The 24,440-nt window shown below is 68.4% G+C and carries 22 protein-coding genes; 3 read left to right on the top strand and 19 right to left on the bottom strand.

What is annotated here, in order from left to right:
- Positions 1-100: 100 nt before the first annotated feature.
- Both BHE97_RS04075 and BHE97_RS04070 read right to left on the bottom strand, forming a co-directional pair.
- Positions 101-712: a DsbA family protein gene (locus BHE97_RS04075; protein ID WP_087622747.1), complete on the bottom strand. Its 612-nt coding sequence runs from the start codon at positions 710-712 to the stop codon at positions 101-103.
- 355 nt (positions 713-1,067) lie between these two features.
- Entirely contained in the window at positions 1,068-2,213 is a 1,146-nt protein-coding gene (locus BHE97_RS04070; protein ID WP_087622746.1) for a glutamate--cysteine ligase, read from the bottom strand.
- A 285-nt stretch (positions 2,214-2,498) separates the two neighbouring features.
- Here BHE97_RS04070 and pepN point away from each other — a divergent pair, with 285 nt between their 5' ends.
- The gene (gene pepN, locus BHE97_RS04065) at positions 2,499-5,015 is read left to right on the top strand and encodes an aminopeptidase N (RefSeq protein ID WP_087622745.1); all 2,517 of its coding nucleotides are present in this window, start codon (positions 2,499-2,501) and stop codon (positions 5,013-5,015) included.
- A gap of 156 nt (positions 5,016-5,171) precedes the next feature.
- Here the strand turns inward: pepN and BHE97_RS04060 are convergent, their stop codons facing one another.
- Complete coding sequence (locus BHE97_RS04060; protein WP_087622744.1) at positions 5,172-5,438, bottom strand: hypothetical protein; 267 nt, start codon at positions 5,436-5,438, stop codon at positions 5,172-5,174.
- Positions 5,439-5,472: 34 nt separating this feature from the next.
- On the opposite strand from BHE97_RS04060, the gene BHE97_RS04055 reads away from it, so the two are divergent.
- Positions 5,473-6,372 carry a mechanosensitive ion channel family protein gene (locus tag BHE97_RS04055; protein WP_087622795.1) on the top strand — a complete coding sequence of 300 codons (900 nt, stop codon included), beginning with the start codon at positions 5,473-5,475 and terminating at the stop codon, positions 6,370-6,372.
- A gap of 73 nt (positions 6,373-6,445) precedes the next feature.
- Positions 6,446-6,829 (top strand): globin, encoded by a 384-nt coding sequence (locus BHE97_RS04050; protein WP_087622743.1) that lies wholly within the window; start codon positions 6,446-6,448, stop codon positions 6,827-6,829.
- Positions 6,830-6,868: 39 nt separating this feature from the next.
- On the opposite strand, the gene BHE97_RS04045 is transcribed toward BHE97_RS04050, so the two are convergent.
- The 16 genes from BHE97_RS04045 to BHE97_RS03965 all read right to left on the bottom strand — a co-directional run bounded on the left by BHE97_RS04045 (position 6,869) and on the right by BHE97_RS03965 (position 24,426).
- The gene (locus tag BHE97_RS04045) at positions 6,869-8,488 is read right to left on the bottom strand and encodes a thiamine pyrophosphate-binding protein (protein WP_087622742.1); all 1,620 of its coding nucleotides are present in this window, start codon (positions 8,486-8,488) and stop codon (positions 6,869-6,871) included.
- Positions 8,489-8,496: 8 nt separating this feature from the next.
- Complete coding sequence (locus BHE97_RS04040; RefSeq protein WP_170931249.1) at positions 8,497-10,611, bottom strand: acetate--CoA ligase family protein; 2,115 nt, start codon at positions 10,609-10,611, stop codon at positions 8,497-8,499.
- Positions 10,601-11,590: a 2-oxoglutarate and iron-dependent oxygenase domain-containing protein gene (locus tag BHE97_RS19695; RefSeq protein ID WP_140399956.1), complete on the bottom strand. Its 990-nt coding sequence runs from the start codon at positions 11,588-11,590 to the stop codon at positions 10,601-10,603. Before BHE97_RS19695 ends, BHE97_RS04040 begins: the two co-directional genes overlap by 11 nt.
- Before the next feature lie 42 nt (positions 11,591-11,632).
- Positions 11,633-12,499: an enoyl-CoA hydratase/isomerase family protein gene (locus BHE97_RS04025; protein WP_140399955.1), complete on the bottom strand. Its 867-nt coding sequence runs from the start codon at positions 12,497-12,499 to the stop codon at positions 11,633-11,635.
- A gap of 94 nt (positions 12,500-12,593) precedes the next feature.
- Entirely contained in the window at positions 12,594-13,580 is a 987-nt protein-coding gene (locus tag BHE97_RS04020) for a nucleoside hydrolase (protein ID WP_087622739.1), read from the bottom strand.
- 16 nt (positions 13,581-13,596) lie between these two features.
- Positions 13,597-14,394, bottom strand: a complete 798-nt coding sequence (locus tag BHE97_RS04015) for a BtpA/SgcQ family protein (protein WP_170931248.1) — start codon at positions 14,392-14,394, stop codon at positions 13,597-13,599.
- 98 nt (positions 14,395-14,492) lie between these two features.
- Positions 14,493-15,281: an NAD(P)-dependent oxidoreductase gene (locus BHE97_RS04010; protein WP_087622737.1), complete on the bottom strand. Its 789-nt coding sequence runs from the start codon at positions 15,279-15,281 to the stop codon at positions 14,493-14,495.
- Entirely contained in the window at positions 15,278-16,195 is a 918-nt protein-coding gene (locus BHE97_RS04005; protein ID WP_087622736.1) for an SMP-30/gluconolactonase/LRE family protein, read from the bottom strand. The genes BHE97_RS04010 and BHE97_RS04005 overlap by 4 nt, the downstream gene beginning before the upstream one ends.
- Positions 16,192-17,061 carry a fumarylacetoacetate hydrolase family protein gene (locus tag BHE97_RS04000; protein WP_087622735.1) on the bottom strand — a complete coding sequence of 290 codons (870 nt, stop codon included), beginning with the start codon at positions 17,059-17,061 and terminating at the stop codon, positions 16,192-16,194. Before BHE97_RS04000 ends, BHE97_RS04005 begins: the two co-directional genes overlap by 4 nt.
- Before the next feature lie 4 nt (positions 17,062-17,065).
- A complete protein-coding gene (locus BHE97_RS03995) occupies positions 17,066-18,199 on the bottom strand; it encodes a mandelate racemase/muconate lactonizing enzyme family protein (protein ID WP_087622734.1) in 1,134 nt (377 codons plus the stop codon).
- A 73-nt stretch (positions 18,200-18,272) separates the two neighbouring features.
- On the bottom strand, positions 18,273-19,049 hold the full coding sequence (locus BHE97_RS03990) for an SDR family oxidoreductase (protein WP_087622733.1): 777 nt from the start codon (positions 19,047-19,049) through the stop codon (positions 18,273-18,275).
- Positions 19,050-19,117: 68 nt separating this feature from the next.
- Positions 19,118-20,386 carry a crotonyl-CoA carboxylase/reductase gene (gene ccrA, locus BHE97_RS03985; RefSeq protein WP_201791304.1) on the bottom strand — a complete coding sequence of 423 codons (1,269 nt, stop codon included), beginning with the start codon at positions 20,384-20,386 and terminating at the stop codon, positions 19,118-19,120.
- Between the two features lie 3 nt (positions 20,387-20,389).
- A complete protein-coding gene (locus tag BHE97_RS03980; RefSeq protein ID WP_087622732.1) occupies positions 20,390-21,466 on the bottom strand; it encodes an oligopeptide/dipeptide ABC transporter ATP-binding protein in 1,077 nt (358 codons plus the stop codon).
- Positions 21,459-22,523, bottom strand: a complete 1,065-nt coding sequence (locus BHE97_RS03975) for an ABC transporter ATP-binding protein (RefSeq protein WP_087622731.1) — start codon at positions 22,521-22,523, stop codon at positions 21,459-21,461. The genes BHE97_RS03980 and BHE97_RS03975 overlap by 8 nt, the downstream gene beginning before the upstream one ends.
- Positions 22,520-23,491: an ABC transporter permease gene (locus BHE97_RS03970; RefSeq protein ID WP_087622730.1), complete on the bottom strand. Its 972-nt coding sequence runs from the start codon at positions 23,489-23,491 to the stop codon at positions 22,520-22,522. The genes BHE97_RS03975 and BHE97_RS03970 overlap by 4 nt, the downstream gene beginning before the upstream one ends.
- Complete coding sequence (locus tag BHE97_RS03965; RefSeq protein WP_087622729.1) at positions 23,488-24,426, bottom strand: ABC transporter permease; 939 nt, start codon at positions 24,424-24,426, stop codon at positions 23,488-23,490. The genes BHE97_RS03970 and BHE97_RS03965 overlap by 4 nt, the downstream gene beginning before the upstream one ends.
- Positions 24,427-24,440 lie beyond the last annotated feature (14 nt).

Here is a 24,440-nt window from a genome sequence, read left to right as displayed (position 1 = left end):
GTGGAGGTAGGCCATCAACCCCATCCGGGTCGCGATGACGTCGATGGTCCACCTCCAGCGGGAGCGAAAGGTTGACGAGCTACCGCCACCGGGGACGCGGTCAGTCGAAGATCGGGTCGCGCGTGCGCGTGCGCTTGAGCTCGAAGAAGCCCTCGTAGCCGGCGAGCAGACGCGCACCGTCCCACACCTTGCCGGCCTCCTCACCCTTCGGCGCCGGGCTCAAGACCGGACCGAAGAAGGCCGTTCCCGCGATCGCGATGACCGGCGTGCCGACTTCCTCACCCACCAATCCGATGCCCTCCGCATGCGATGCGCGGATGGCATCGTCGTACTGCGGATCATCGGCGGCATCGGCGAGCGATGCGGGAAGTCCGACCTCCTCCAATGCCTCGACGAAGACCTCGCGATCGTAGTCACGACCGCCGGGATGACGCCGGTTTCCGAGTGCCGTGTAGAGGTCTCGCAGGATATCCGGTCCCGCATGGTCGGCCGCCGCCTGGCACACGCGCACCGGGCCCATCGCGGTCTTGAGCATCTCGCGGTAGTCCTCCGGGATGTCCTTGTCCTCATTGAGCACGGCGAGGCTCATGATGCGGAATCGCGTGCGAACATCGCGGACCTGCTCCACCTCCAGCATCCACCGCGATGTCATCCACGCCCACGGGCACAACGGGTCGAACCAGAAGTCGACGGTCTCAGGTGAATTGCTCATACCGTAGTGCAACCATCGGCACCACCTTCGGCATTCCCACGGTTCTCACACTCGTGACGACCCCCTCGTGCGACGAGCTCCGATCCGGAAGGCCAGGCCGCCGACGCCGCACTCGGGTCCGCCGGTTCGGCCGATCCCGGCGCACTGCGGCGCTTCGAGCGCATCGCCCACGACCTCAGCTTCGCGATCGCCCGCTCGTGCGGGCCGGCCACGTCGGCGGCTCCAGCCGGCTGCTCGGCGGTGTCCTCCGGCCGCCCGCGGGAGCGACAGCGGGCCTGCATGGGGTCGACGAGTCGGCGAGGACGCACGGCAGATGCCGGCCGTTGCGCACCTATGAGGCGACGCCGACGCGGTCTCACCTCACCGGCAACGGGTGCCCGGCTCGCATCTCGTCCACGAGCGAGCCGACCACCGCGTCGAGTCGTCCGTCGTGGGCCGCGGCGACGCGACGCTGCCGTTCGTACGAGGGGCCGTACCGCACGATCTCTTCGACGTGGCCGAGCTCGTCGGTACAGCCGAGCCGCTCCGCGACCGGGGCGAGCCTCTCGACCAGGCGAGCCAGGTCGGCCGTGACGAGATCCTCGTTGGCGTGCTGGTCGAGGATGAGCCAGGAGTCCATGCCGTACCGCGCGGAGCGCCACTTGTTCTCCTGCGCGAACCACGGCGGCAGATCGGGCAGCTCCCGACCGGCGTCGAGCTCGCCGGAGAAGTACTCCACGAGGCAGTGCGTGAGCGCCGAGGTGGCGAGCAGCTCCCGCATCGTCGGGATGCCGTCGCACACCCGCACCTCGAGCGTCCCGAACTTCGGCGACGGGCGCAGGTCCCAGCGGATCTCATCGAAGATGTCGATGACGCCCGTCGTGGTGAGGTCCTGGACATAGTGCTCCAGCTCGGCCCACTCACGGAAGTGGAAGGGCAACCCCGCGGTGGGCAGTTGCTGGAACATGAGCGCACGATTGGAGGCGTACCCGGTCTCCTTGCCGCCCCAGAACGGTGACGACGCGCTGAGGGCCTGCAGATGGCCGTAGTAGGCGAGCATCGCGTTGCTGATGGGCAGGACCTTGTCGCGGTCCTCGATGCCGACGTGCACGTGGACGCCGTAGATGAGCATCTGTCGGCCCCACCACTGAGTACGGTCGATGAGCGTCTGATAGCGCTCCTTATCGGTGACGCGCTGGTTGTCCCAGCGGGCGAAGGGGTGGGTGCCCGCGCTCATGAGCTCGACGCGCAGCGGATCGGTGACCGCGCGGATCTCATCGATCGCACGCTGCAGGTCGCGCCCCGCCTCCGCGACCGTGCGGCGGACATCGGAGACCACCTCGACCGTGTTGAGCAGGAGCTCCTGCCGGACGTTGGGGTGTTCTCCCCCGCCGGCCGGAGCCACCGCGTCGAGCACGGTCTGCGCCACCTGGCGCAGGTCACCGGAGTCGGCGTCGACGAGAGCGAGCTCCCACTCGATGCCCACGCTCGACCGCTCGGACGCGGCGAAGGGAATGTCCATACGTCCATCCTGCCCCACGAGGGACCTCAGGCCGATCCGAGCGACATGCATGAGACCCGCCGTCAGGTCCGGTCATGAGTGGTACGAGCGACGGCCGACGACGCGATCACCCGTAGAGGCCAGGGTCGATGACCGGATGAGCACCGACGAGCGGGGTGTGCCCCTGCTGTGGCGTCTCGCCAGTGGCCGGGTCGCCGACGGCGGACCGCGGCGCTGACATCCGGGCGTCCGTCGCGGCTCACGCCGTGTGATGAGCCGGTGGGGGGTTCGTGAAAGAGTGAACTCATGCCCGGAACCAACCTGACGCGCAACGAGGCCGCCGAGCGCGCGGCCGTCGTCTCCACCGACTCCTACGTCGTCGAGCTCGACCTCACCACCGGTCCGGAGCGCTTCGGCTCCGTCACGACGCTGCGCTTCGGCGCGGTGCCCGGATCGTCCTCGTTCGTGGACCTGGTGGGGGCCGAGGTCTCGGCAGTGACCCTCAACGGCACGTCGCTCGATCCCGCCACGTACGCCGACAGCCGCATTCCCCTGCCGGATCTGCGCGCCGAGAACGAACTGCGCGTCGAGGCGACCTGCGCCTACTCGCACTCCGGCGAGGGACTCCACCGCTTCGTCGACCCGACGGACGACCGCGTCTACCTCTACACGCAGTTCGAGGTGCCGGACGCCCGGCGCGTCTTCGCCACCTTCGAGCAGCCGGACCTGAAGGCCGAGTTCACCTTCCACGTGACCGCTCCCGCGCACTGGCAGGTCGTCAGCAACTCCCCCACCCCGGGGCCCGAGCCCGTCCGCGAGGGCGTCGCCGTCTGGCACTTCGAGCCGACAGCGCGCATGTCCACCTACATCACGGCCCTCGTCGCCGGCGAGTACCACGTCGTACGTGACACGTACGCCGGCGAGTACGGCGAGATCCCGCTCGGTGTCTTCTGCCGGCAGTCCCTCGTCGAGCACCTCGATGCCGACGACATCGTCGAGATCACGAAGCAGGGCTTCGCCTTCTTCGAGCGCGTCTTCGCGATGGGCTACCCCTTCGGCAAGTACGACCAGCTCTTCGTTCCCGAGTACAACATGGGCGCGATGGAGAACGCCGGCTGCGTGACCTTCCGCGACGAGCTGATCTTCCGCAGCCGACAGACTGTCGCCGCCTACGAACAGCGCGCCAACACGATCCTGCACGAGATGGCCCACATGTGGTTCGGCGATCTCGTGACGATGAAGTGGTGGGACGACCTGTGGCTCAACGAGTCCTTCGCCGAGTTCGCCTCCCACCACGCCCAGGTCAACGCCACGCGCTTCGCCGATGCCTGGACGGGTTTCACCAATGCCCGCAAGAACTGGGCCTACCGGCAGGATCAGCTGCCCTCGACGCATCCGATCGCCGCCGACAACTACGACCTGCACGCCGTCGAGGCCAACTTCGACGGCATCACCTATGCCAAGGGGGCGTCGGCCCTCAAGCAGCTGGTCGCCTGGGTGGGCGAAGAGGACTTCTTCGCCGGCCTGCGCGCCTACTTCACCAAGCATGCCTACGGCAACACGGAACTGCGCGATCTACTCGTCGAGCTGGAGACGGCATCTGGACGAGAGCTGGACTCGTGGGCGGCCGAGTGGCTGCAGACCTCGGGCGTCAACACCCTGCGCGCCCGCTTCGAGACCGATGACGAGGGCCGGTTCACCTCGTTCGCGGTCGAGCAGTCCGCACATCCGGACTTCCCGACACTACGCCGTCACCGCATCGGGATCGGACTGTATGACGAGGTGGACGGCGCCATCGTGCGCACGGACGCGGTCGAGGTCGACATCGCGGGCGAGCTCACTGACATCCCCGAGCTCGTCGGCAGGCAGCAGCCGGATCTCGTGCTGCTGAACGATGCCGACCTCACCTATGCCAAGATCCGCCTCGACGAGCGGTCCTTCGCGACCCTGCTCGGCGGCATCGGGGCGATCGAGGACTCGCTGGCCCGAGCACTCTGCTGGGGCGCGGCATGGGACATGACCCGCGACGCCGAGCTCGGCTCAGCCGACTTCATACGGCTGGTGTTGTCCGGTGTGGGAACCGAGGGCGATCTGACCGCGGTGGGGTCACTGCTGCGCCAGGGAACGACGGCGGTCTCGTCCTTCACCTCCGATGCCCGGCGCGATGAGCTGTCACGCACCTGGGAGGAGGGGTTGTGGGAGCTGCTCACCTCGGCGGAGCCCGGCACGGACCACCAGCTCGCCCTCGCTCGCGCGCTCGCCGCCGCGGCCAGCACTCCGGACCGCGTGCGAGAGATCCTGCAGGACGGCGTCGACGGGCTCACGGTCGACACCGATCTGCGTTGGACCCTGGTGACCTCGCTCGCCCGCCTCGGAGCACTCGACGAGACCGCTATCGCCGCGGAGATCGACCGGGATCCGACCAATGCCGGCCGCGAGCGCGGTGCCGGTGCGCTGGCGATCCGCCCGGTGCCCGAGGCCAAGGAGACCGCCTGGCAGAAGGTCGCGATCGATCCGGCCACCCCGAACGAGACGCGGCGGAGCATCGCGGCGTCCTTCCAGGTGCACGGGCAGGGCGAGCTGTTGGCTCCCTATGTCGAGCGCTACCTGGAGATGGCCGAGACGATCATCGACGAGCAGGGGGTGTGGATCGGTCAGATCGCGCTGATCTACCTGTTCCCGTTTGCCGATCCCTCGCAGGACACGCTCGATCGCGTCGATGCGTGGCTCGCCGACAATCAGGCGCCCGCCGCGGCACTGCGGTACGTCAAGGAGGGCCGCGACGACCTCGCCCGCGCCCTGCGTGCCCGCGCGGTCAACTGAGCGAGCTCGCTGGGCGAAGCCCCGACCGATGATGATGCGTTGCGGTTGTCCTGGCAGCCGCAACGCATCATCGTTCGTCCCCAACTCCGCTGCGACACGAGTCGTGGGAATGCAGAAGGCCCCCGCCGCCGGCGGGGGCCTTCCTCATGGAGCGGGTCAGTGGTCCGCGTCGACCTTCTCGAGCTCCGTGGACGGAGCCGGGGGGACGTAGTTGTTGCGGGCGGTCGCGGCGGCGAAGATCCAGATGACCACGAACAGCGCCAGTGGGACACCCGCGAATATGCCGACGACGTACAGCGTACTGAGCGGCTCGTCCTGTTCCCAGGTGTAAGGGGCGGTCGAGGCGGCCGCCGGTCCGGCAGTCGCGATGAGGACGGCGGCCACAGCGGCCACAAGGGTCGTGAAGGCGCGGACGAGGCTCATGGGCCCTATCGTATCGGCCGGTACGTTGGGAGCCATGCCTGACCTCGACTTCCTCGACGAACCATGGTTTCACCGCTTCGTCGAAGTGCCGCTGCGGGCGATCATCATCATCGCCTTCGCGCTGGTTCTGCGCTGGGTGGCCAATCGGCTGATCGACCGGCTGATCAGCCAAGCGGCCAAAGGAGCGATGCCCAATGCGATCGCTCAGACGAAGGCCGGCGCCAAGATCGCCGAGCGCGGGGAGCCCGCTGCCCAGCGGCGACGTCAGCGCGCCGAAGCAACCGGATCGCTGCTCAAGAGCGTCGCGACCGGCATCATCCTCACCATCGCGGTCGTCACCATCCTGGCGAGCTTCGGCATCCCCGTCGCACCTCTCTTGACGAGCGCCGGCATCGTCGGCGTCGCACTCGGCTTCGGCGCACAGACCCTCGTGAAGGACTTCCTCGCGGGCATTTCGATGATGTTGGAGGACCAGTACGGGGTCGGCGATGTCGTGGACCTCGGCGAGGCCGCCGGGACGGTGGAGTCCGTGGGCCTGCGCGTCACACGACTGCGTGATGTTGACGGCACCGTCTGGTACGTGCGCAACGGCGAGATCCTGCGCGTGGGCAATTCGAGCCAGAACTGGGCTCGCACGGTCCTGGACATCACCGTCGCCTATGAGTCCGATCTGGACGAGGCGCAACGCATCCTGCACGATGTGGCCAACGAGATGTATGCCGAGAAGGCCTTCGAGGGCGTGATCCTCGAGCCCCCCGAGGTGTGGGGTGTCGAGCGCTTCGACAAGGACGGCGTCGTCATCCGCGTCGTGCTGAAGACCGCTCCACTCGAGCAGTGGGGTGTCGCTCGCGCCATGCGCCAGCGCGTCAAGCACCGCTTCGACGCGGCGGGCATCCGGATCCCGGTCACGATGGTTCCACCTGGAGGTTACTGATGAGCGAGCGAACGATCAGCACGGCTTCATACCGGTACCGGCCTAGCGCGCTTCTCCCACGGGCGGTGCGGGCATGAGCGACGAGGACAACTTCTATGAGGCCATCGGCGGGCGCGCCACGATCGAGCGCATCGTGAAGGTGTTCTACGCGGGAGTCGCCGAGGACGAGGTGCTGCGCCCGATGTATCCCGAGGAGGACCTCGGCCCGGCGGCGGAGCGGTTCACCATGTTCCTGGAGCAGTATTGGGGCGGCCCGACGACCTATTCCGAGCAGCGCGGACACCCCCGCCTTCGTATGCGGCACGCTCCGTTCGCGGTGAACTCCGAGGCCCGCGATCGTTGGTTGCGGCACTTCCGCGAGGGACTGGACGCCGTCGACCTCGATCCCGAGCACGACGCGCGCTTCTGGGGCTACGCCCAGCACGCCGCCCAGTTCATGATCAACACCCCGGACTGAGACCTCCCTTGCGTGTGACCGCTGCGCCGACCGCACGGCTCATCGGCCAGGGTCGTGCCGCGGGTCGGTCACCAGCTCAACGACCAGCGGCCGCCGGCCCCTATCGGCGACGAGATCGGGTATCGCCCCGAGCTCGTCGAGTGAAGTGATGCGCACCGCGCGACAGCCCATCGCCTCGGCGATGCGCGTGAAGTCCGCGCCCGGTAGCAGGGACAGCGACGGATCGAGCCCCGCATCGTCGAGATAGCGGTACTCCATCCCATAGGCGCCGTCGTTGCAGACGAGGACGACGAGCGGCACGCGGTGGCGCACTGCCGTCACCAACTCGTGGATGCTCATCAGTCCCCCGCCGTCGCCCACGACCGCCACAGCGAGTCGGTCCGGTTCGGCGACGGCGGCACCGATGGCGGTCGCCAGACCGAGCCCGATCGACGCGAAGTTCAGGGTATGCACGAAGTGCCCCGGTCGTCCCACCCCGAGGTATTTCCAGGTCGGATAGATGAACCGGCCGGTATCCGACACCACCAGACGGTCGGCTGGCAGCAGGTCGTCGAGCTGGAGCATCGCCAATCGCAGGTCGATGCGACCATCGCCGCTGCGATCGATGAGCGCCGCGCGCGGGTCGTACTCGGCGATCCGGGCGAGCATCCTCTCGTCGCGATAGCCGGAGAACTCGATCTCGTTGGCGGCCAGCGTGTCGTGGAGGAGGTGCGCGGCCTGGGCCGCGTCGGCGAGGATCGGGACATCGCCCGACCCGGTGATCCGCTCGGGGTCGTCATCGCAGCGGATGACCGTCGCGCCGTCGAGGAGCCCGCCCCCGGCCGTCGTGAACCGGTTGAGACCGGCGCCGAAGGCGATGATGCAATCGGCCCGGCTGATCACCTCGGTGGCGATATCGGACCCCAGCGTGCCCATGACCCCGAGCTCTGCCGGATGTCCGGCGAACAGGCCCTTCGCCAACAGCGTCGTGGCCAGCGGCGCGGATATCAGGTCCGCCAATCGGGCGATCGCGGGCCCAGCCCCCGACAACACGGCCCCGCGCCCGGCCAGGATGACGGGGCGCCGGGCGGTCGCGAGAATGCCGAGCACGCGGTCGAGCTGGTCGGCATCAACCGTCGGGGACTCCGCGAGCAAGATCGGGTCCGCCGGGTCCTCGTCGGTCGAGGACTGATCGAGGAGGTCGACGGGAATGTCCACCACCACGGGACGGCGGCTCCGGTGCGTGAGAGCGGCCGCCTCCGCGATCAGGTATCGCGCCGACCTCCGCGCATCCAGCCGGAGGAAACCGGCTCCGGCCAGGTCGGCCAGGCCCTCGATGTCGAAGCGCTGGAAGTGTTCCTCGTCCGACGGCGTGGACCCCGTGAGCAGCACGAGCGAGCTGCGGGCCCGCACCGCTTCGGTGAGCGCGGTCAGGGCATTGGTCAGACCCGGCCCATGGGTCAACGAGGCGAAGCCCACACGCCCGGAGATCCGGGACCAGCCGTCGGCCATCCCGACGGCCCCGGCCTCGTGGACGGCACCGAGGAATCGGCCGCCATGCTCATTGACATAGCGATCGATGATCCGCATGTTGGCATCGCCGATGAGCCCGAACACCGGGCCCCGCTGATCGGCGATCGCGGCTGCGACCGCCTCGTGCACCGTCTCCATGGCTCTCATGTCTCGGCTCACCCGAGGTCGCCATGATCACGGGGCACGATGAGACAGTCCACCGCGACGGCGCCCTGCCCCTCCGGCAGCACGATCAGCGGATTGATCTCGACCGCCTCGACCTGTTCGCCGTAGGCGGCGACGAGACCTGCGAAGGCGACCACGTTCTCGATCAGCGCCGCTCTGTCGTAGCGCGGACCGCCCCGGTAGCCGTCGAGCAGGGTCGCCAGCGGGCCGTGGTCGATCAGCCAGGCCACCTCCTCGGGGCCGAGCGGCAACGGCCAGCTGGGCACCTCCCCGATCAGCTCGACGAGGACGCCGCCGGGAGCCAGCGAGAGGGTCAGCCCCACCTGGGGATCGCGCACCACGCCGAGGAGGCACTCCAGCCCCGGTCCCGCGACCATCTCCTGGACGAGCACACCGTCGATCACGGCATCGGGAACCTGCGAGGATGCGGCCGCCAGGATCTCCTCGGTCGCCTGGACGACCTCGTCCCGAGAGCTCAGTCCCACGCGCACACCGCCGACATCGGTCTTGTGCGCGATATCGGCCGACTCGATCTTGAGCACGCACGGGAAGCCGAGCTCCTCGGCCAGCTCGCCGGCCCGCTCGGCGGTATCGGCCAGGGCGAAGCGCGGCACCCGCACGCCGGCATCGACCAGCTGCATCAACGAGGAACGGCCGCCGAGATCGCGTGGGAGCTCTCTTCGCTCAGGCGCGGGTTGAAGGCTCGGGGGGCGATGGTCGGAGTCCGCGTGCCAGGACGACCAGCGGGCGATCGCGGCCAGCGACGACCGAGCGCCGCTCAGCAGCGGCACGCCGGCCTCATCCAGGGTCGCTCGCACCACCGGGTCGACGGGTCCCGCCGTGAGGCTCATGGCCAGCGGAACGGCATCCGTCGAGGTGGCGAATCGCGCCAGGGTGGTGGCCTGGCGGCGATACAGACCGCGTTGCGCCTCACCCGCCGCGCCGACATTCAACACGAAGCAGACCGCACCCACCGACGGATCCCGGCCCGAGCGCACCAGCACATCGTGGAGCAGTTCGGGATCGTCGGCGGCCGTTCCCGTGGCATCGAGCGGATTGGAGACCACGCCGAAATCGGGGAGGACCGCGCTGAGAGCCGCCGACGTCTCCGCCGTGAAGTCCGGCAACTCCAGCCCGACATCCTCGGCGAGATCGGCTAGCAGGCCCGACCCTCCGCCGGAGATGGAGAGCAGCGCGGTCCCGCCGCCGGTCGGCCTACCGGTGGCGGAGAAGAGCAGGAGCGTCTCACGGAACTCGTCCATGTCATCGACCTGCACCGCGCCGATCGAACGGAGCAGGCCGGCCAGAGCGCCCCCGCTGCCCGAGATCGCTCCCGTGTGCGCGAGCGCCGCGCCGCGGCTCCGGGCGGACTTGCCGGTTGCCAGGACGACCACCGGCTTGCCGGCGTCGCGGGCGCGTTCGCAGGCGCGCGAGAAGGCCTCAGTGTCTCGCAACCCTTCGAGGAAGACGCCGATGGTGGTCGTCGCGGGGTCGGCGGCGTACCACGCGATGTAGTCGGCGACGCCCAGCCCGATCTCATTGCCGGTCGTCACCAGCGCCGAGAGGCCGAGACCACGTCCGAGGGCGGAATCGGTGATCGAGTGGGTCAGCGCGCCCGACTGCATGATCAGGGCGACTCCCCCGCGGTCGAGGGGATCCACGATCGACCCGGAGTAGGCGGCGATCCCCGCGGAGAAGTCCGCGAGGCCGTAGCAGTTCGGTCCCACCAGCAGCAGTCCAGACGAGTCCACCAGCTTCTCCAGCTCCTCCCGGCGATGCCGGCCGACGCCGCCATCGCCGAAACCGCTGGCCAGCATGATCGCAGCCGGGATGCCTGCCGCGGCGACATCGCGCATCACCTCGAGCGACGCATCCGCGGCAACGGCCACGACGACCACGTCGATGTCGTCCGGCAGGTCGTCCACCGACGGGACGCACGGGATCTCGCCGATCGACTCGTAACCGGGGTTGACCGCGAACAGCCGTCCCTCGTAGCCGAAGCGCTGGAGATTGGCGAGCACCAGCGTGCCCCGGCTGCGCCGCCGCGAGGCACCGACGACGGCGATGCCCCGCGGCCGCATCACGGCGGTGAGATCACGCGACACGTGACTTGTCCTGCTTCCGCCGGAGCCACTCACCGGCGACGAAGGGCTCGTGCAGCGGCTGCTCGCCCTCGGGGACACAGGTGGGGATGGCCTCGATGACGGCATCGTAGTTCGGGTTCTGGAAGAACGGGATGGACTGACGCCGTGTCGAGGTGCGCACGTTCGCCGCGGGGTTCACGACCCGGTGCACGGTCGACACCCACCGGTTATTGGTCCAGTGGGACATCATGTCGCCGATGTTGACCACATAGGCGCCGCTCATATGCGGGACGTCGACCCACTCGCCCTCATGATCCAAGACCTGCAGTCCGCCGGGAGCATCCTCCGTGAGGAGCAACGTCAGCGTGCCGTAGTCGGTGTGCGCCCCGGCCCGCAGCTGACCCGGCAGCGGCGCGGTGTCCTGTGCGGGATAGTTGATCGCCCGCAGGTAGTCGACACTGCGGTCCATCGTCTTCTCGAAGTAGTCGTGCGGCAGGTCCAGCGCCCCGGCGAAGATGCGCATCATCGTGCTCGCCAGGGACTCCATCGCCCGGTAGTACTCGGTCCAGGTCTCGCGGAAGGACTCGGGGCGCTCCGGCCAGGTGAGCGGGCGGAAGAAGTACCGGCCCATCTCGTTCTCGGTGTAGTAGTCGTCATCGGGCGTGTCCGGGCGCCGGATGTCGAAGACCTCCTTGAGGTCCGGCGGTGTCTCCTCCTCGCGCGTGGCGGCGAGGTTCTCCTTCAGCGGGGGGACATAGCCCATCGTCTTGCCCGGGTCCGAGGCCGAGAGTCGCTTCTCCTCCTCGGGGAGGTCGAAGAACGCCTTGGAGACCGCGCGCATGCGCTCGATGAGCTCGGCGGAGACGCCATGGCCCTCGACCACGAGGAATCCGATGTTCTCGCAGGCATCCTTGACGGCGGTCTCGACCGCGCGGCTGGCCGCGGGATCGTCGCCTTCGAACGGCGATATGTCGATGATCGGGACGGTGATGTTCTTCATCTCTTTTCTCCTGTCAGATTCATTGCCCTCGGGTGGATGACCTCATCGGCTCCTCGGGCCGAAGGGCTCGGGGCGGAACTTGTCGTCGCGGGCCTTGAGGAATCCGCGGATGCCGTCCTTACGCTGCTGATCGAACAGCTCCTCGCGCTCGGGACCGTGCGACGAGTGCGCGATGGCCGAGAGAACGGCGTTGAGCTTCATCCCGCTGCCCACCCCGGCCGATTCGAGGCCCATCATGGTGATGGCCTTGTTCAGCCGGATCGCAGCGGCCGGGACCATGGCGATGCGCTCGGCGAGCGCGCGGGTCGTGGCCATCAGCTCGTCCGCCGGGACCACCTCGTTGACGATCCCGAGACGGTAGGCCTCCTGGGCGTCGAAGTGATCGCCGGTGAGGCCGTAGCGGTTCGCCGCCTTCCAGCCCGCCAGCGCGGCGAACAGGAAGGTGGTATTGGAGATGTGGCGCACCTCCGGCTGGCCGAACACGGCGTTGTCGGCGGCGATGGTGATGTCGCAGGCCAGCTGATACCAGAAGCCGCCGCCCAGCGCCCAGCCGTTGACGGCGGCGATCACCGGGATGTCCAGCTTCCAGATGTGCATCAGCTTGTCGGCCGCCGCACGATCGCTGTTCCACCAGAACTTGATGTAGTCGCCGACGGCCTTATTGGTCGGATCCATGGGCCGGCCGTCTGGTCCCTCCGAGCCGATGTCGTAGCCAGCACTGAAGGCGGTGGTGCCGGCACCGGTCAGGATCGCCACCTGCACCTCTGGGTCCGCGTCGGCCACGTCGAGTGCGGCGTGCAGCTCCGCTTCGAGTTCGGGCGTGATCGAGTTCATCGCCTCCGCCCGGTCGATCATGATCGTCGCCACTCGGTTCTTGACGCTGTAGTCGATATGGGTGAAGTCGCTCACTGTCACTTGGCCTTTCCATGATGTTCCGGTCGGTTGACCGGCGGTTGAATGGGATCGTGCGGGTGATCGCTGGGCACGGCGCGGGGTCGACGGGTCAGGTCCATGGCAGCGGCCTCTCGAGCGTCTCCCCGGCCAGCGAGATCACGGCATCGAAGTCCACGTCGAACACGACGCGGTGGACCGGACGGGGGTCGTCTGGTCGCACGTGCACGCCGGCGAGATAGCGCTCGCCCTCGGGGGTCTCGAAGGTCTCCATCACCCGTTCGACCGCACCCAGCATCAGCTCCGGGTACAGCAGGCAGGCGGCCGCGAGACTGTCGTTGATGCCCATCACCCGTGCCCCGCCCGGCTGCGGATAGGAACGCGTGTAGAAGTCCGCGTAGTACTCGCTGATCCGCGCGATGAGCCGTGCGGGCTCATGGCCCGTGCGCTCCGCGATCCCGGTGAAGTACTGCTCGGGCACGAGACACTGCCGGGTCACATAGGGCCCGCACCAGGTCATCGGTCCGGGGGTGTCGGCCACGATCCGCGCCGCGGTGAAGTCGAAGGCGACATTGGGATCGCGCGAGATCCGGAACCGCCGGTCGGCCCACGGCTCGGTGTCGCCGTGCAGCGCCGGCCCCAGGCTCCCGACGATCGTGACGCTCGCCAGCCGGTCCATCAAGCGGGGATCCTGCTGCAGCGCCCGCGCGAGATTCGTCAGCGGACCCAGCGCCAGGTAGTGGATCTGCCCCGGATGACGTTCGACGAGGTCCGACAGCACGGAGACCGCATCCGGCTCACCCGGCACCGGCTCGGCGGGGCGCAGGCCCGTATTGCCGAACCCGTCTTCACCGTGGATGCCGCCCGAGAGCCGCAACTCCTGTCCCAACGGCGCGTCGCTGCCCCGGTAGACCGGGATGTCCGGGCGAGCACAGGTGTCGAGGACATAGCGCGCGTTGTCGGCCGCCCGGTCCGCGTGGCAGTTACCGAACACGCTGCCCACGGCCAGGACCTCGACCTCGGGGGCGGCCGCGAGCAGCATCAGCGCGAGGGCATCGTCCACCCCGGTGTCGCTGTCGACGAAGACCTTCCTGGTCATGCGTGCGTTCCCGTCGTCACCGCGCGGACCGCCCGCTGCCCCAGGCGCGGACGAAGGCCCCGGTCAGCTCGGCGCTCACGGGCCGCGCCATATCGGACTCGTCCTTCGAGCCGTAGCCGAAGACCGCACCGTCCGCGACCCGGGCGTACTCCTCTCCCACGGCCGCCGTCATGCCGCTTCCCAGCACCACCGGGGCATCGGGGAAGGCCTCCTTGATGATCTCGACCCGCGAGAGGCTCGGGGGCATGCTGGAGTCGTCGCCGGCCAGGATGATGGCATCGGCACCGCCGCGGTCGAGCATGTCGCCGGCGATGACGGGGACGGGCCGCTCCACCAGCGGTGCCGCATGCTTGGTGAGCAGATCGGCCATGATCAGCACGTCATCCGCGCCGATCGCCCGGCGATAGCGGGTCACCAGGTGGGCCGCACCGTTGATGATGCCCTGATCGGTCACCATGGCATCGGTCAGGATGTTGAGGCGGATGAAGTCCGCCCCCGAGGCGGCCGCGACGCCGAGCGAGGCCTTCCAGGAGTTCCGCAGCACATTGATGCCCACCGGTACGCCCGCCTGCCGGACGACCTCCCTCGCGCACACCGCCATCGCGGCGACAGTCTCCGGCTCGGTCGTCTCCGGGTAGTAGGGGGCATCGTGCAGGTTCTCGACGATGAGGGCATCGACACCGCCGTCGACCATCGTCGCGACATCGCGCAGCGCGTGCTCGACCACGGCATCGAGGCTTCCTCCGAAGCCGGGAGATCCCGGCAGCGCCTGGAGGTGGATCATTCCGAGGACCGGTGAGGTCCCGCCGAACACGCGATCGAATCGTTCTCTGCGGTTTCTGGACATACTGTTCCCTTCACGTTGTCATTCGAGAGCACCGTCTGGCGCGGCGCCCGGGCGAGTGGTCGGCGCTACCAGACCCCTCCGCAGTAATCCGGGGCGGCGAAGACGCCACCCTGGTAGATCGATGCGGGGCCCTCCGGGGTGGCCTCGACACGGTCGGCCCAGGCCTCGGCATCGTCGAGCGGCCGATAGCCGATCGCCTCCTCCGCCACGGCGGGATCCCACCATGAGCGACGGTTGGCCGAGACCCCGTAGACCACCGCGAAGGTGACGCCCTCGGCGAGGATCGCCGCCCGCAGGAGCCGGACACCGTCGGGTTCGCTGAGCCATACGCTCAGGTGCCGGGTGTCCTCGGGGCGGGGTCGGAACGCCCCGATGCGCAGGCAGACGATCTCGGTCCCCCACTTGTCGCGGTAGAGCCGGCAGAGGGCCTCGCCGAAGGCCTTGCTCACGCCGTAGTAGGAATCGGGACGCACGGGGTCCTCGGGCCCTATCGGCTCGCCGGCGCGGTAGAGGCCCGTGATGTGGTGCGAGCTGGCGTAGACGACGCGGCGCACACCCGCCCGGCGAGCCGCCTCCAGCACGCAGTAGGTGCCATGGATATTGGAGGCCAGGATCTCCTCCCATTCGCCCTCGTCGGCCTTGCCGGCCATGTGGACCACGACGTCGACGCCGTCCATGGCCTCGGTGAGCCGTTCGAGATCGTCCAACTCGCCGAGGACGACGCTCTCGCCCGCGTACAGCGAGTCGACGGGGCTGCGCGAGTACAGCACCACCCGCTCGAACTCTCCGGCGAGCGCCGGGCGGATCACCTGGTTCATCCGGCCGTTCGGGCCGGTGATGAGGATGGATGTCATCGATCGCTCCCTTCGAGGACCTCGGTCAGCCTCGACAGCTCCAGGCCGAGCACCGAGGAGCTCTCGGACTCGGTCACGTAGAGGCGACCATCTGGATGGAGGCAGAGATTGGTGACCGCCAGGCCGCGGGGTGACCGCAGGGCCATCGCGGGCGCGCCGGTCCGGTCGTAGACCGCCACCATGCCGCGGCCGAGGTGCGCGACGAGGAAGCTCCCGCGGGGGCCGCGGGCCATGCCATCGGGGCCGATGCCGCCCGAGAGCTGGATGAACCGGCCGACGCGCCCCGGCTCGTCCCCGTGCAGGGGCACCCGCCAGATCGCGTTGTCGCGGGTCATCGCGACGTACAGCATGTCGTCGTGCTCGTCCACGAGGAGCCCATTGGGGCTCGGCAGTCCGCCGATGACTGTGGAGACGGGGCCATCGGCATCGCATCGCCGGACGCTCCCGCAGGGATCGTGGAGTCCGGAGTCGCCCTGATCGGTGACATAGGCGGCCCCGCGCCGATCCACGACCACGTCGTTGAGGCCGATGAAGCCGTGCACCGCGGCATCGGCCAGGACGCGCGCTTCAGGGGTCGCGGCGGCCGGATCGTCCACGACCCGCAGGCCCTGCTGGTAGTCGGCGATCAGCAGAGAACCGTCGGACCGGAGGGCCAGACCGTTCGGCTCTCCCCCGCATTCGAGCAGCACGCTGAACTCCCCGGCCGCGGAGAGGTGGAGCAGCCGCCCCCAGGCGACGTCGACGAGATAGAGACCGCCGTCCGGCGCGGGCACCGGGCCCTCGAGGAAGGCCCGCGGCGCCAGGACACCCCGCCGCGCGCGGAGCCATCCCGGGTGCCCATCGGTCACCTGTAGCGACGGCGGCACCTCGGCCACGACATCGAGGGTGGCGACGGGCACGGGCTGGACGATCATGCGCGCTCTCCGGCTCCGACCACGTCGTTGACCAGCGGCTCGAGATGATCGACCCGGGCCTCCATCCGGTCGCCCGGTGCGATCACCGCGGCACCCGGCGTGCCGGTCGAGATGAGGTCGCCGGGCAGGAACGGCATCATGTCGGCGTGGAACCGCAGGATCTCCTCGGGTGAGTGCATCATGTTGTCGACGGTGTTGCGCCGGACGATTTCGCCATTGCGCACCGTGGCCACCTCGATATCGCCGAGCCGGCCCTCCCCGATCAGCTCATCGGGGGTCACGACCTCCGGACCGAAGGAGAAGAAGGTCTCGAAGTTCTTGGACCTGGTCAGATACCGCGGATTGAGCTGCAGGATGTCCTCGGCGGTCTGGTCGAGGACGACGCAGAAGCCGAAGAGGCTGTCCAAAGCATCTCGTCGATCGATGCCGCGGATGCGCCGGCCGATGACGAGGCCGAGCTCGGCCTCGGAGGTCGTGCGCTCGCTCTGCGAGGGAACCACGATCGGCTCCCCCGGGCCGATGACCGTGTGCGCGCCCTTCATGAACGACGCCGGCTGGGCGGGGCTGTCCGCGCTGAGGTCGGCGGCATGGTCCCGGTAGTTCAGGCCGATGCCCCAGATCTTGCCGGTCGGGCGATACGGCATGGTGTAGACCGCCGCCGCCCGTTCCACGAACTGCTCACCGGCGAGCGACTCACCCGCTTGCGCCAGGTTCGCCAGGTTCTCGCGACTCGGTTCCTCCGCGATGAGGCGGAGCAGATCACCGCGCAGGCGGGGGTCAATGTGGTGCAGCGGCGCCCAGCGGTCTCCTGAGCACAGCACCGCCGCCTGCTCAGTGCCGTCCAGCCTCAAGGTCGCGAATCGCATGGCGTCAGGACCACTGATCCGTCGCGACGTCTTCGACGACCTCGGGCAGGAAGTCGAATCCGAGTCCCGGCTCCGTCGGCAACGCGAGGCGACCTCCCGGCAGCACGGTGAGCTGGCGGGACACGAGCCGACGGAAGTTGAGGACCTGGTCGTCGGGGAAGTACTCGACATACTGACCGTTGGCGATCGAGGCCACCACGTGGATGTGCAGGTCGTGGAACCAGTGCGGGCACATCGTCACGCCGAATGAGGCGGCCGAGTCGGCTATGCGCTGGAACTCGGTGATCCCCCCGCAGACGGCCGCATCGGTCTGCAGGATCGCGGCACCGCCGCGCTCCAGCAGTTCCAGGTGCCTCCATCGGCCGTACTCGATCTCGCCGGTCGCCACGGTGATCGGTGTCCGTTGCGCCAGCATCGCGTGACTGCGGATGTCATCCGGGCCGAAGGGCTCCTCGATCCAGAAGGGATTGTACGGCTCCAGTAATCGCAGGGCCTCGAGCGCGGTCGGCACATCGCTCCACGCATTGTTGGCATCGAGCATCACGCGGACATCCGGGCCGACCGCATCGCGAACCGCCGCGAGCCGCTCAGCATCGTGCTGGGGGGTGACGCCGACCCGGCCGACCTTGAGCTTGACCGCCCCGAAGCCCGCATCGACGTACCCCCGCATCTCGGCGGCCAGGTCATCGGGAGTCTTGCCCTCGAGGTAGTAACCCCCGCTGGCATAGGCGGGAACGCTGTCCTCGATCGTGGTCGCGCCGAGGTACTGCCACAGAGGCTTGTCAGCGGTGCGTGCCGCGAGGTCCCACAGCGCGATGTCGACGGCGCTCAGCGCGCGGGAGACCGACCCGGCCCGGCCGTGCAGCAGGGTCTCGGCGTAGATCTCGTTCCATAGCGCTCGATGTCGGTCCGCTCGTTGGCCGACCACCAACGGCGCGATGAGCTCGCGCACAGCATGCGAGACGACCGAGCCGCCGAAGTTGCCGGCGTAACAGAAGCCGATGCCGGTCCGTCCGTCGTCGTCGGTGACGCGGACGAGCGCGTAGTACCGGACATCTACCGAACGCCGGGCCATCGCCGTCGCCTTCGCCAACGGAATCGCTACCGTCCGCGCCTCCACTGACCTGATTCGTGTCATTCCCGCTCCTCCAGGTGTTCTCACAGTTGCACTGCAGAGATTCGGCCTCTGCTGTGTCGATCTCGTCGACCGCTCAGGGCAACGAGGCGGTCATCCCACCGTCGACGAGGATCGACTGTCCCGTCACATAGCTCGCCTCGGGTGAGGCCAGGAAGCCCACCACCGCGCCGAATTCGTCCGGCTTGCCGTAACGCCCCATCGGGATCGTGCTCTCCGAGACGCGTCGGATCTCGGCCACGTCGAGGCCGCGACGCTGGGCCGCGGCCAGGTCGAGGGACCGGACCCGGTCGGTGTCGACCCGGCCCGGCGCCACCACGTTCACGGTGATGTTGTCCGGCGCATAGGTCACGGCCAGATCCTTGGCCAATCCCGCCAACGCCGGACGCATGGCATTCGACAGCGTCAGATTGGCGATCGGACGCCGGATACTCGAGGACCCGATCAGCACGATGCGACCGCCGCCCAGCGACCGCATGTCGGGGAGCACGAGCCGCACGGCCCGCACGAAGCTCATGAGGGTCAGGTCGTAGGCGACATTCCACTCGTCATCGCTCAGATCTTCGAAGCCGCCGGCCGGGGGTCCGCCGGCATTGGCCACCAGCACCCCGATGGGTCCCAGCTCATTCCGCGCCTCCTTGACCGCGGATGCCAGCTCCGCGCCGTCGCTGACATCGGCCGCGAGGCCGATGGTCCGGGCATCTCCGGGCAGCGCCGCGATCGCCGCTTCGAGTCCTTCGGCCGAACGTCCGCAGATCGCCACCGGGTGTCCGGCCGACGAGAGCGAGGCCGCACTGGCGAAGCCGAGCCCGCGACTGCCGGCGAGCACGAATGCCGCTGGGTTCTCCTTCATTTCGAACCTCCATACGATATTCCATATACTAGATGTGAGCGTGATCCACGTCAACGTCCGTCGCGGCCTCAGGGAGTCGAGGTCTCCTGAGCCCCGACGAGGGCGACCACGTTGCCGAAGACCTCCTCGCCGCGTCCCATCTGCTCGTGGACTCGTGGCAGTTCCTCGAAGGCGACGGTCCTCCCTAGGCACGGATCGATCCGCCCGGCACGCACCAACTCGTTGTAGGCGATCGCCTGCTGGTCATTCGTGCCATGGCTGCCCTGGAGGCGCTTCTGCCGCGTCCAGTGGTAACGCAGATCGACCATCGCATCGAAACCCGTGGTGCCGGCGCAGATCACCACCATGCCGCCGGGCTCGCACACCATCACGCTCGTCGGCACGGTCGCGGCGCCCGGGTGCTCGAAGACGATGGCCGGGTCCCGGCGCTCACCCACGATCTCCCAGATCCGCTTGCCGAAGGCCCGGGCCGACTTCAGCCACCCTGCCTGCCCTTCGGCGTCATCGATACGCGGAGGAATTCCCCAATGGTCGAAATCGCGTCGGTTGATGAAGCCGATGGCACCGCGCTCGACCGCATAGGCACCGCGCTCGTCATCGGAGACGACCGCTACCGGCCGCGCACCCGCCAGCCGGGCGAGTTGGATCGCCTGGGTACCGAGTCCCCCCGAGCCTCCCCACACCAGCACGACATCGCCTTGGGCGACCTCATTGCCCGCCCATCCGTGCAACATCCGGTAGGCGGTCGTACCGACGAGGGTCGGAGCGGCCGCCTCGGCCCAGGACAGATGGTCGGCCTTGGCGAGGACCTGATGTGCCTGGACCCGGGCGAACTGCGCGAAGGAGCCGTAGTTGGTGTCGTAGCCCCAGATCCGCGCGGATGGGGCGACCATCGGGTCGCGGCCCCTCGCGATCCACGGGTCGTCGACGTCCCAGTAGCCCGGGTGGATGATGACCTCGCTGCCGACCGAGATGCCGTCGACCCCTTCGCCGACGGCGTAGACGATGCCGGAGGCATCGGAGCCGCCGATATGGAAGTCCTCGGGCTCACCGCCGCGTTGCCGCAAGGCGATCACGTCGACGGGGTAGCCGCGGGCGGCCCACACGTTGTTGTAGTTCACGCCTGCCGCCATCACGGCGATCAGCACCTCACCCGGCCCGATCCTCGGAACCGGGATGTCCTCCTCCACGACGAAGGCCGACGTCGGCGAGCCGAAGCGGTCCTGGCGCACCACGAGCGCGGTCATTGTCTCGGGGATCTCGCCCGCCGGTGGCAGGGTCCCGAGCGGGACGCCACCCTCGAAGGTGCTCACCTCTCGACGCAACGCGTCATCCACGGTCTACTCCATTCTCTCGTTGGGGGCGTCGACGACTCGACGACTCGTGGGCTCGGCCCGGCCCGCGGCGATCTCGTCCCAGAAGTGGCAGGCCACGGCTCGCGAGCCTCCGATGGACCGCAGCTCCGGTTCCTCCGCAGCGCAGAGATCCCTCGCGAAGGGGCATCGGGTGCGGAAGCGGCAGCCCGACGGGGGTGACGACGGGCTCGGTGCCTCTCCCCCCGACTCGGACTCCGGTGGCTCGATATCGGGATCGGGCTCCAGCACCGCCGACAAGAGCAGCTGCGAGTACGGGTGCCGGGGGGCCTCGAAGAACTCCTCGCTGCGGCCCACCTCGACGATCTTGCCCAGGTACATCACCGCGACCCGATCGGCGATGTGGCGCACCACACCGAGGTTGTGGGAGACGAAGAGATAGGTCAGTCCCATGCTGTCGCGCAGATCCGCCAGCAGATTGAGCACTTGGGCCTGGATGCTGACGTCGAGCGCGGAGACCGCTTCGTCGCAGACGATGAACCGCGGCCTGAGCGCGAGTGCCCGCGCGATGCCGACACGTTGTCGCTGTCCACCCGATAACTCGTGCGGGAAGCGTTTGCCGAAGGCGGGATCGAGCCCGACACGCTCCAGGAGCTCGGCGACCTGTGCACGGCGTTCCGTCCGATCGCCGATCCCGTGCACGATCAGTGGTTCGAGGACCGTCTGCGAGATGGTCATGCGCGGATTGAGACTGGTATAGGGGTCCTGCAGGATGATCTGGAAGTCCCGGCGCGCACTGCGGAGCCGCCGGCCCTTGAGCCCGGTGAGATCGGCCCCCGCGAACTGGATGGTGCCCGCGGTCGGGGACTCCAACCGCAGCAGCGTCCGGGCCAAGGTGCTCTTGCCGCAGCCTGACTCGCCGACGAGGCCGAGAGTCTCCCCCTCCATGACGCCCAGTGAGACTCCCGCAACGGCCTGGACCGCATGGGCGCCGCGACCATATCGCTTCTCCAGGTCATGGCAGCTGAGCAACGGCGAGGAGAGGATGGATCCCGCCGTCCAGTGCTCCGCGACGGTCGGCACCTGGCTCGAATGCTCACGCATCGCCCACCACTCCCTCTCGCGGCACGACCCGTCCGTCATCGGAGATCGCGAAGTGACAGGCCGCACGGTGCTGGGGCTCGCCGCCGACCTCCGCCAGAGCAGGACGCTCGGTCGCACAGCGCGAGACGGCGAATCGGCACCGGTCCCGGAACGAGCAGCCCATCTCGTCGCCACCAGGACGTGGTGGCAGTCCCGGTATCGAAGGGAGCCGTTCGGTCCGAGGTCCTTTGACACCCGGGATCGACTCGAGCAGACCGAGCGTGTAGGGGTGCTGGGGATGACCGAGCACCTGTCGGGCGGAGCCCGACTCGACCACGCGCCCGGCGTACATGACCGCGATCCTGTCGGCGAGGGAGGCGATGACGCCCACGTCGTGGCTGATGATCACGACCGAGACCCCACGCTCCCTGGTGCGCTGGCGCAGGAGCGCGAGCACATCGGCCTGCACCGTGACGTCGAGAGCGGTCGTCGGCTCGTCGGCGATGATGAGCTCCGGTTCGCAGGACAGCGCGATGGCGATCATGACGCGCTGCCGCATCCCCCCGGAGAGCTCATGCGGGTACGCGCGTAGACGACGGGCCGCATCGGGGATACGGACGAGGCGCAGCAGTTCCAGTGCCCGCTCCTTGGCCTCCGCCGACGTCAAGGAAGTGTGGGCACGGAGGGTCTCGACCATCTGCCGCTGTATAGACCGGACCGGATTGAGAGAGGTCATCGGATCCTGGAAGATCACCCCGATCTTGCTGCCCCGGATCTGCCGCAGCTCTCGCTCTTTGAGCGTCAGCAGGTCTCGGCCGTCGAAGATCGCCCGGCCCTGAGCCACACGGCCTCCCTGGTAGGGCATGAGCCCCAGCACGGACGCCATGCTGACGCTCTTGCCCGAGCCGGACTCCCCCACCACCCCCAGCACCTCTCCGCGTCGTACCGATAGCGACACATCGTGCGTGACCGGTACCCATCGGTTACCGCCGGCCCGGAACTCCGCCCGCAGGTCTTGGACGTCGAGGAGGAACTCGCTCCCCTCCTGAACCGGTGGCGTGCTGACCGTGGTCGTCATTTCTCAGCTCCTTGCACTTCGTCGGCTCCCGACGCGACATCGAGGACATCACGTAGACGATCACCGAGGATGTTGACGGCGAGGACGAACAACACGATGGCCACGCCCGGGAAAAGACTCACCCACCAGCCGACGGCCAGCAGGTCGCGGCCCTCGTTGACCATCGCGCCCCATTCGGCCGCGGGAGGCTTGACGCCGACACCCAGAAAGCTCAAAGCCGCTGCCGTCAGGACGGCATAGGCGAGATACAGCGTCGCCAGCACGACGACGGGTCCCAGGATGTTGGGTGTGATGTGACGCAACAGCAGTCGCGCGCGGCTGCACCCGACGGCTCGTGCCGCCAGCACATACTCCTCGACGGCAGCGCGCATCGTCGCGGCGCGCGTCACGCGGGCGAAGGTCGGGGTGCCAGAGACTCCGACGGCGATGATCACCGTGGCGATCCCCGGTCCCAGCAGAGCCGCCATCACGATCGCGAGGATCAAGCCAGGGAAGGCCAGCAGGATGTCCATCAACCGCATCAACACCGCATCGGACCAGCCGCGGACGAATCCGGCGACCAGGCCGACGGTGCAACCGACGAGCACGGCGAGGCTCACAGCGCCCACCGAGACGAAGAGGGTCAAGCGCGCCCCGGACAGGATACGGCTGAAGATATCTCGCCCCAGCTGGTCCGTGCCGAGCCAGTGCGCTCCAGAGGGCCCCTGGAGACTCGCCGCGGCATCGGTCGCGGCGGGATCGTACGGGGCGATCCAGGGGCCGAGAACTGCCGCGATCACCAGCAGCAGGATGACCAGGCCAGCGATGAAGGCCACGGGATCGGCGAAGAAGTGCTTCACCTGACGCCAGGCGTCCCGGCATCGATCGCGTGCACCGCGGGCTACGACCGCGGGCTCCACCGCGTCACCACTGGCGACGGCTGCGATCTCGGACTTCTCCGACAGCGTCCGCTCACCGGAGGCACTCATGCCGCCTCCCTGATTCTCGGATCCAGCAGTCCATAGGTGGCATCGACGATGAGATTGACCAGGACATAGATGACGGCGAGGAAGAGCACCGTGCCGCGGATGACGGGGACGTCCTTGTCCAGCACCGCGTCGATCAACAGGGATCCGACCCCGGGTCTCGAGAAGACCACCTCGACGACCACCGTGCTGCCCAGCAGATAGCCCAGCTGAAGACCGAGCAGCGTCACGATCGGGATGATCGCATTGCGCAGCGCATGCACCCAGAGGATCTTCGGCTCGCCGATACCGCGGGCCCGTGCCGTCATGATGTACTGCGCATGCGTCACTTCGAGCATGCTCGACCGCGTCAGCCGCGCGATGGCCGCGGCCGAGCGCAGTCCGAGGATCGTCGCCGGAAGGATCAGGAACTCGATTCCACCCGCCCCGAAGACCGGGAACCACCCGAGCCAACTGGCGAAGACCATGATCGCGACGATCGCCATCCAGAACTCCGGCATGGACAGCCAGAGCAGCGAGCCGAACATGCTCACCCGGTCCGGCCAGCGTCCGTGGAAGAGGCTGGCGATGACGCCGGTGCTGATCCCCACTAGGGCCGCGATGAGCAGCGCCATGCCCGTCAGCTCCAAGGTGTTCGGCAGGGCCTCCAGGATGAGGCCCGTCACCTCATGCCCTTGATGGATGGAGCGGCCCAGGTCTCCGGTCAACGCGGCCCCGACGAAGCTCACGTACTGCATCGGCAACGGATCGTCGAGACCGAACTCCTCGCGGATCTGCTGGATCTGCTCCGAGGCCACGTCACCCTCGACACCGCTGACCAGCAGCAGCACCGGGTCGCCGGGCATCAAGTACAGCAGCCCGAAAGTGAGCATCGAGACGCCGAGCATCACGGGGATGACCGACACGAGGCGGGCACCGAGGAAGCGCATGAGAGGCATGGATTCCCTATCGC

Source organism: Aeromicrobium sp. PE09-221, from assembly GCF_002174305.1.
In the GTDB taxonomy this organism is placed as follows: Bacteria; Actinomycetota; Actinomycetes; order Propionibacteriales; family Nocardioidaceae; genus Aeromicrobium.
The sequence above is the reverse complement of the archived record's forward strand: the minus strand, read 5'-3'. Positions and strand labels throughout refer to the sequence as shown.

Coding starts and splice junctions, on each gene's coding strand:
- BHE97_RS03975 (WP_087622731.1), bottom strand. CDS start 22,523: ATGACGACCACGGTCAGCACGCCACCGGTTCAGGAGGGGAGCGAGTTC.
- BHE97_RS03970 (WP_087622730.1), bottom strand. CDS start 23,491: ATGAGTGCCTCCGGTGAGCGGACGCTGTCGGAGAAGTCCGAGATCGCA.
- BHE97_RS03990 (WP_087622733.1), bottom strand. CDS start 19,049: ATGAAGGAGAACCCAGCGGCATTCGTGCTCGCCGGCAGTCGCGGGCTC.
- BHE97_RS03980 (WP_087622732.1), bottom strand. CDS start 21,466: ATGCGTGAGCATTCGAGCCAGGTGCCGACCGTCGCGGAGCACTGGACG.
- pepN (WP_087622745.1), top strand. CDS start 2,499: ATGCCCGGAACCAACCTGACGCGCAACGAGGCCGCCGAGCGCGCGGCC.
- BHE97_RS19695 (WP_140399956.1), bottom strand. CDS start 11,590: ATGAAGAACATCACCGTCCCGATCATCGACATATCGCCGTTCGAAGGC.
- BHE97_RS04005 (WP_087622736.1), bottom strand. CDS start 16,195: ATGATCGTCCAGCCCGTGCCCGTCGCCACCCTCGATGTCGTGGCCGAG.
- BHE97_RS03995 (WP_087622734.1), bottom strand. CDS start 18,199: ATGACACGAATCAGGTCAGTGGAGGCGCGGACGGTAGCGATTCCGTTG.
- BHE97_RS04075 (WP_087622747.1), bottom strand. CDS start 712: ATGAGCAATTCACCTGAGACCGTCGACTTCTGGTTCGACCCGTTGTGC.
- BHE97_RS04055 (WP_087622795.1), top strand. CDS start 5,473: ATGCCTGACCTCGACTTCCTCGACGAACCATGGTTTCACCGCTTCGTC.
- BHE97_RS04020 (WP_087622739.1), bottom strand. CDS start 13,580: ATGACCAGGAAGGTCTTCGTCGACAGCGACACCGGGGTGGACGATGCC.
- BHE97_RS04060 (WP_087622744.1), bottom strand. CDS start 5,438: ATGAGCCTCGTCCGCGCCTTCACGACCCTTGTGGCCGCTGTGGCCGCC.
- BHE97_RS04050 (WP_087622743.1), top strand. CDS start 6,446: ATGAGCGACGAGGACAACTTCTATGAGGCCATCGGCGGGCGCGCCACG.
- BHE97_RS04070 (WP_087622746.1), bottom strand. CDS start 2,213: ATGGACATTCCCTTCGCCGCGTCCGAGCGGTCGAGCGTGGGCATCGAG.
- BHE97_RS04010 (WP_087622737.1), bottom strand. CDS start 15,281: ATGACATCCATCCTCATCACCGGCCCGAACGGCCGGATGAACCAGGTG.
- BHE97_RS04000 (WP_087622735.1), bottom strand. CDS start 17,061: ATGCGATTCGCGACCTTGAGGCTGGACGGCACTGAGCAGGCGGCGGTG.
- BHE97_RS04045 (WP_087622742.1), bottom strand. CDS start 8,488: ATGAGAGCCATGGAGACGGTGCACGAGGCGGTCGCAGCCGCGATCGCC.
- BHE97_RS03965 (WP_087622729.1), bottom strand. CDS start 24,426: ATGCCTCTCATGCGCTTCCTCGGTGCCCGCCTCGTGTCGGTCATCCCC.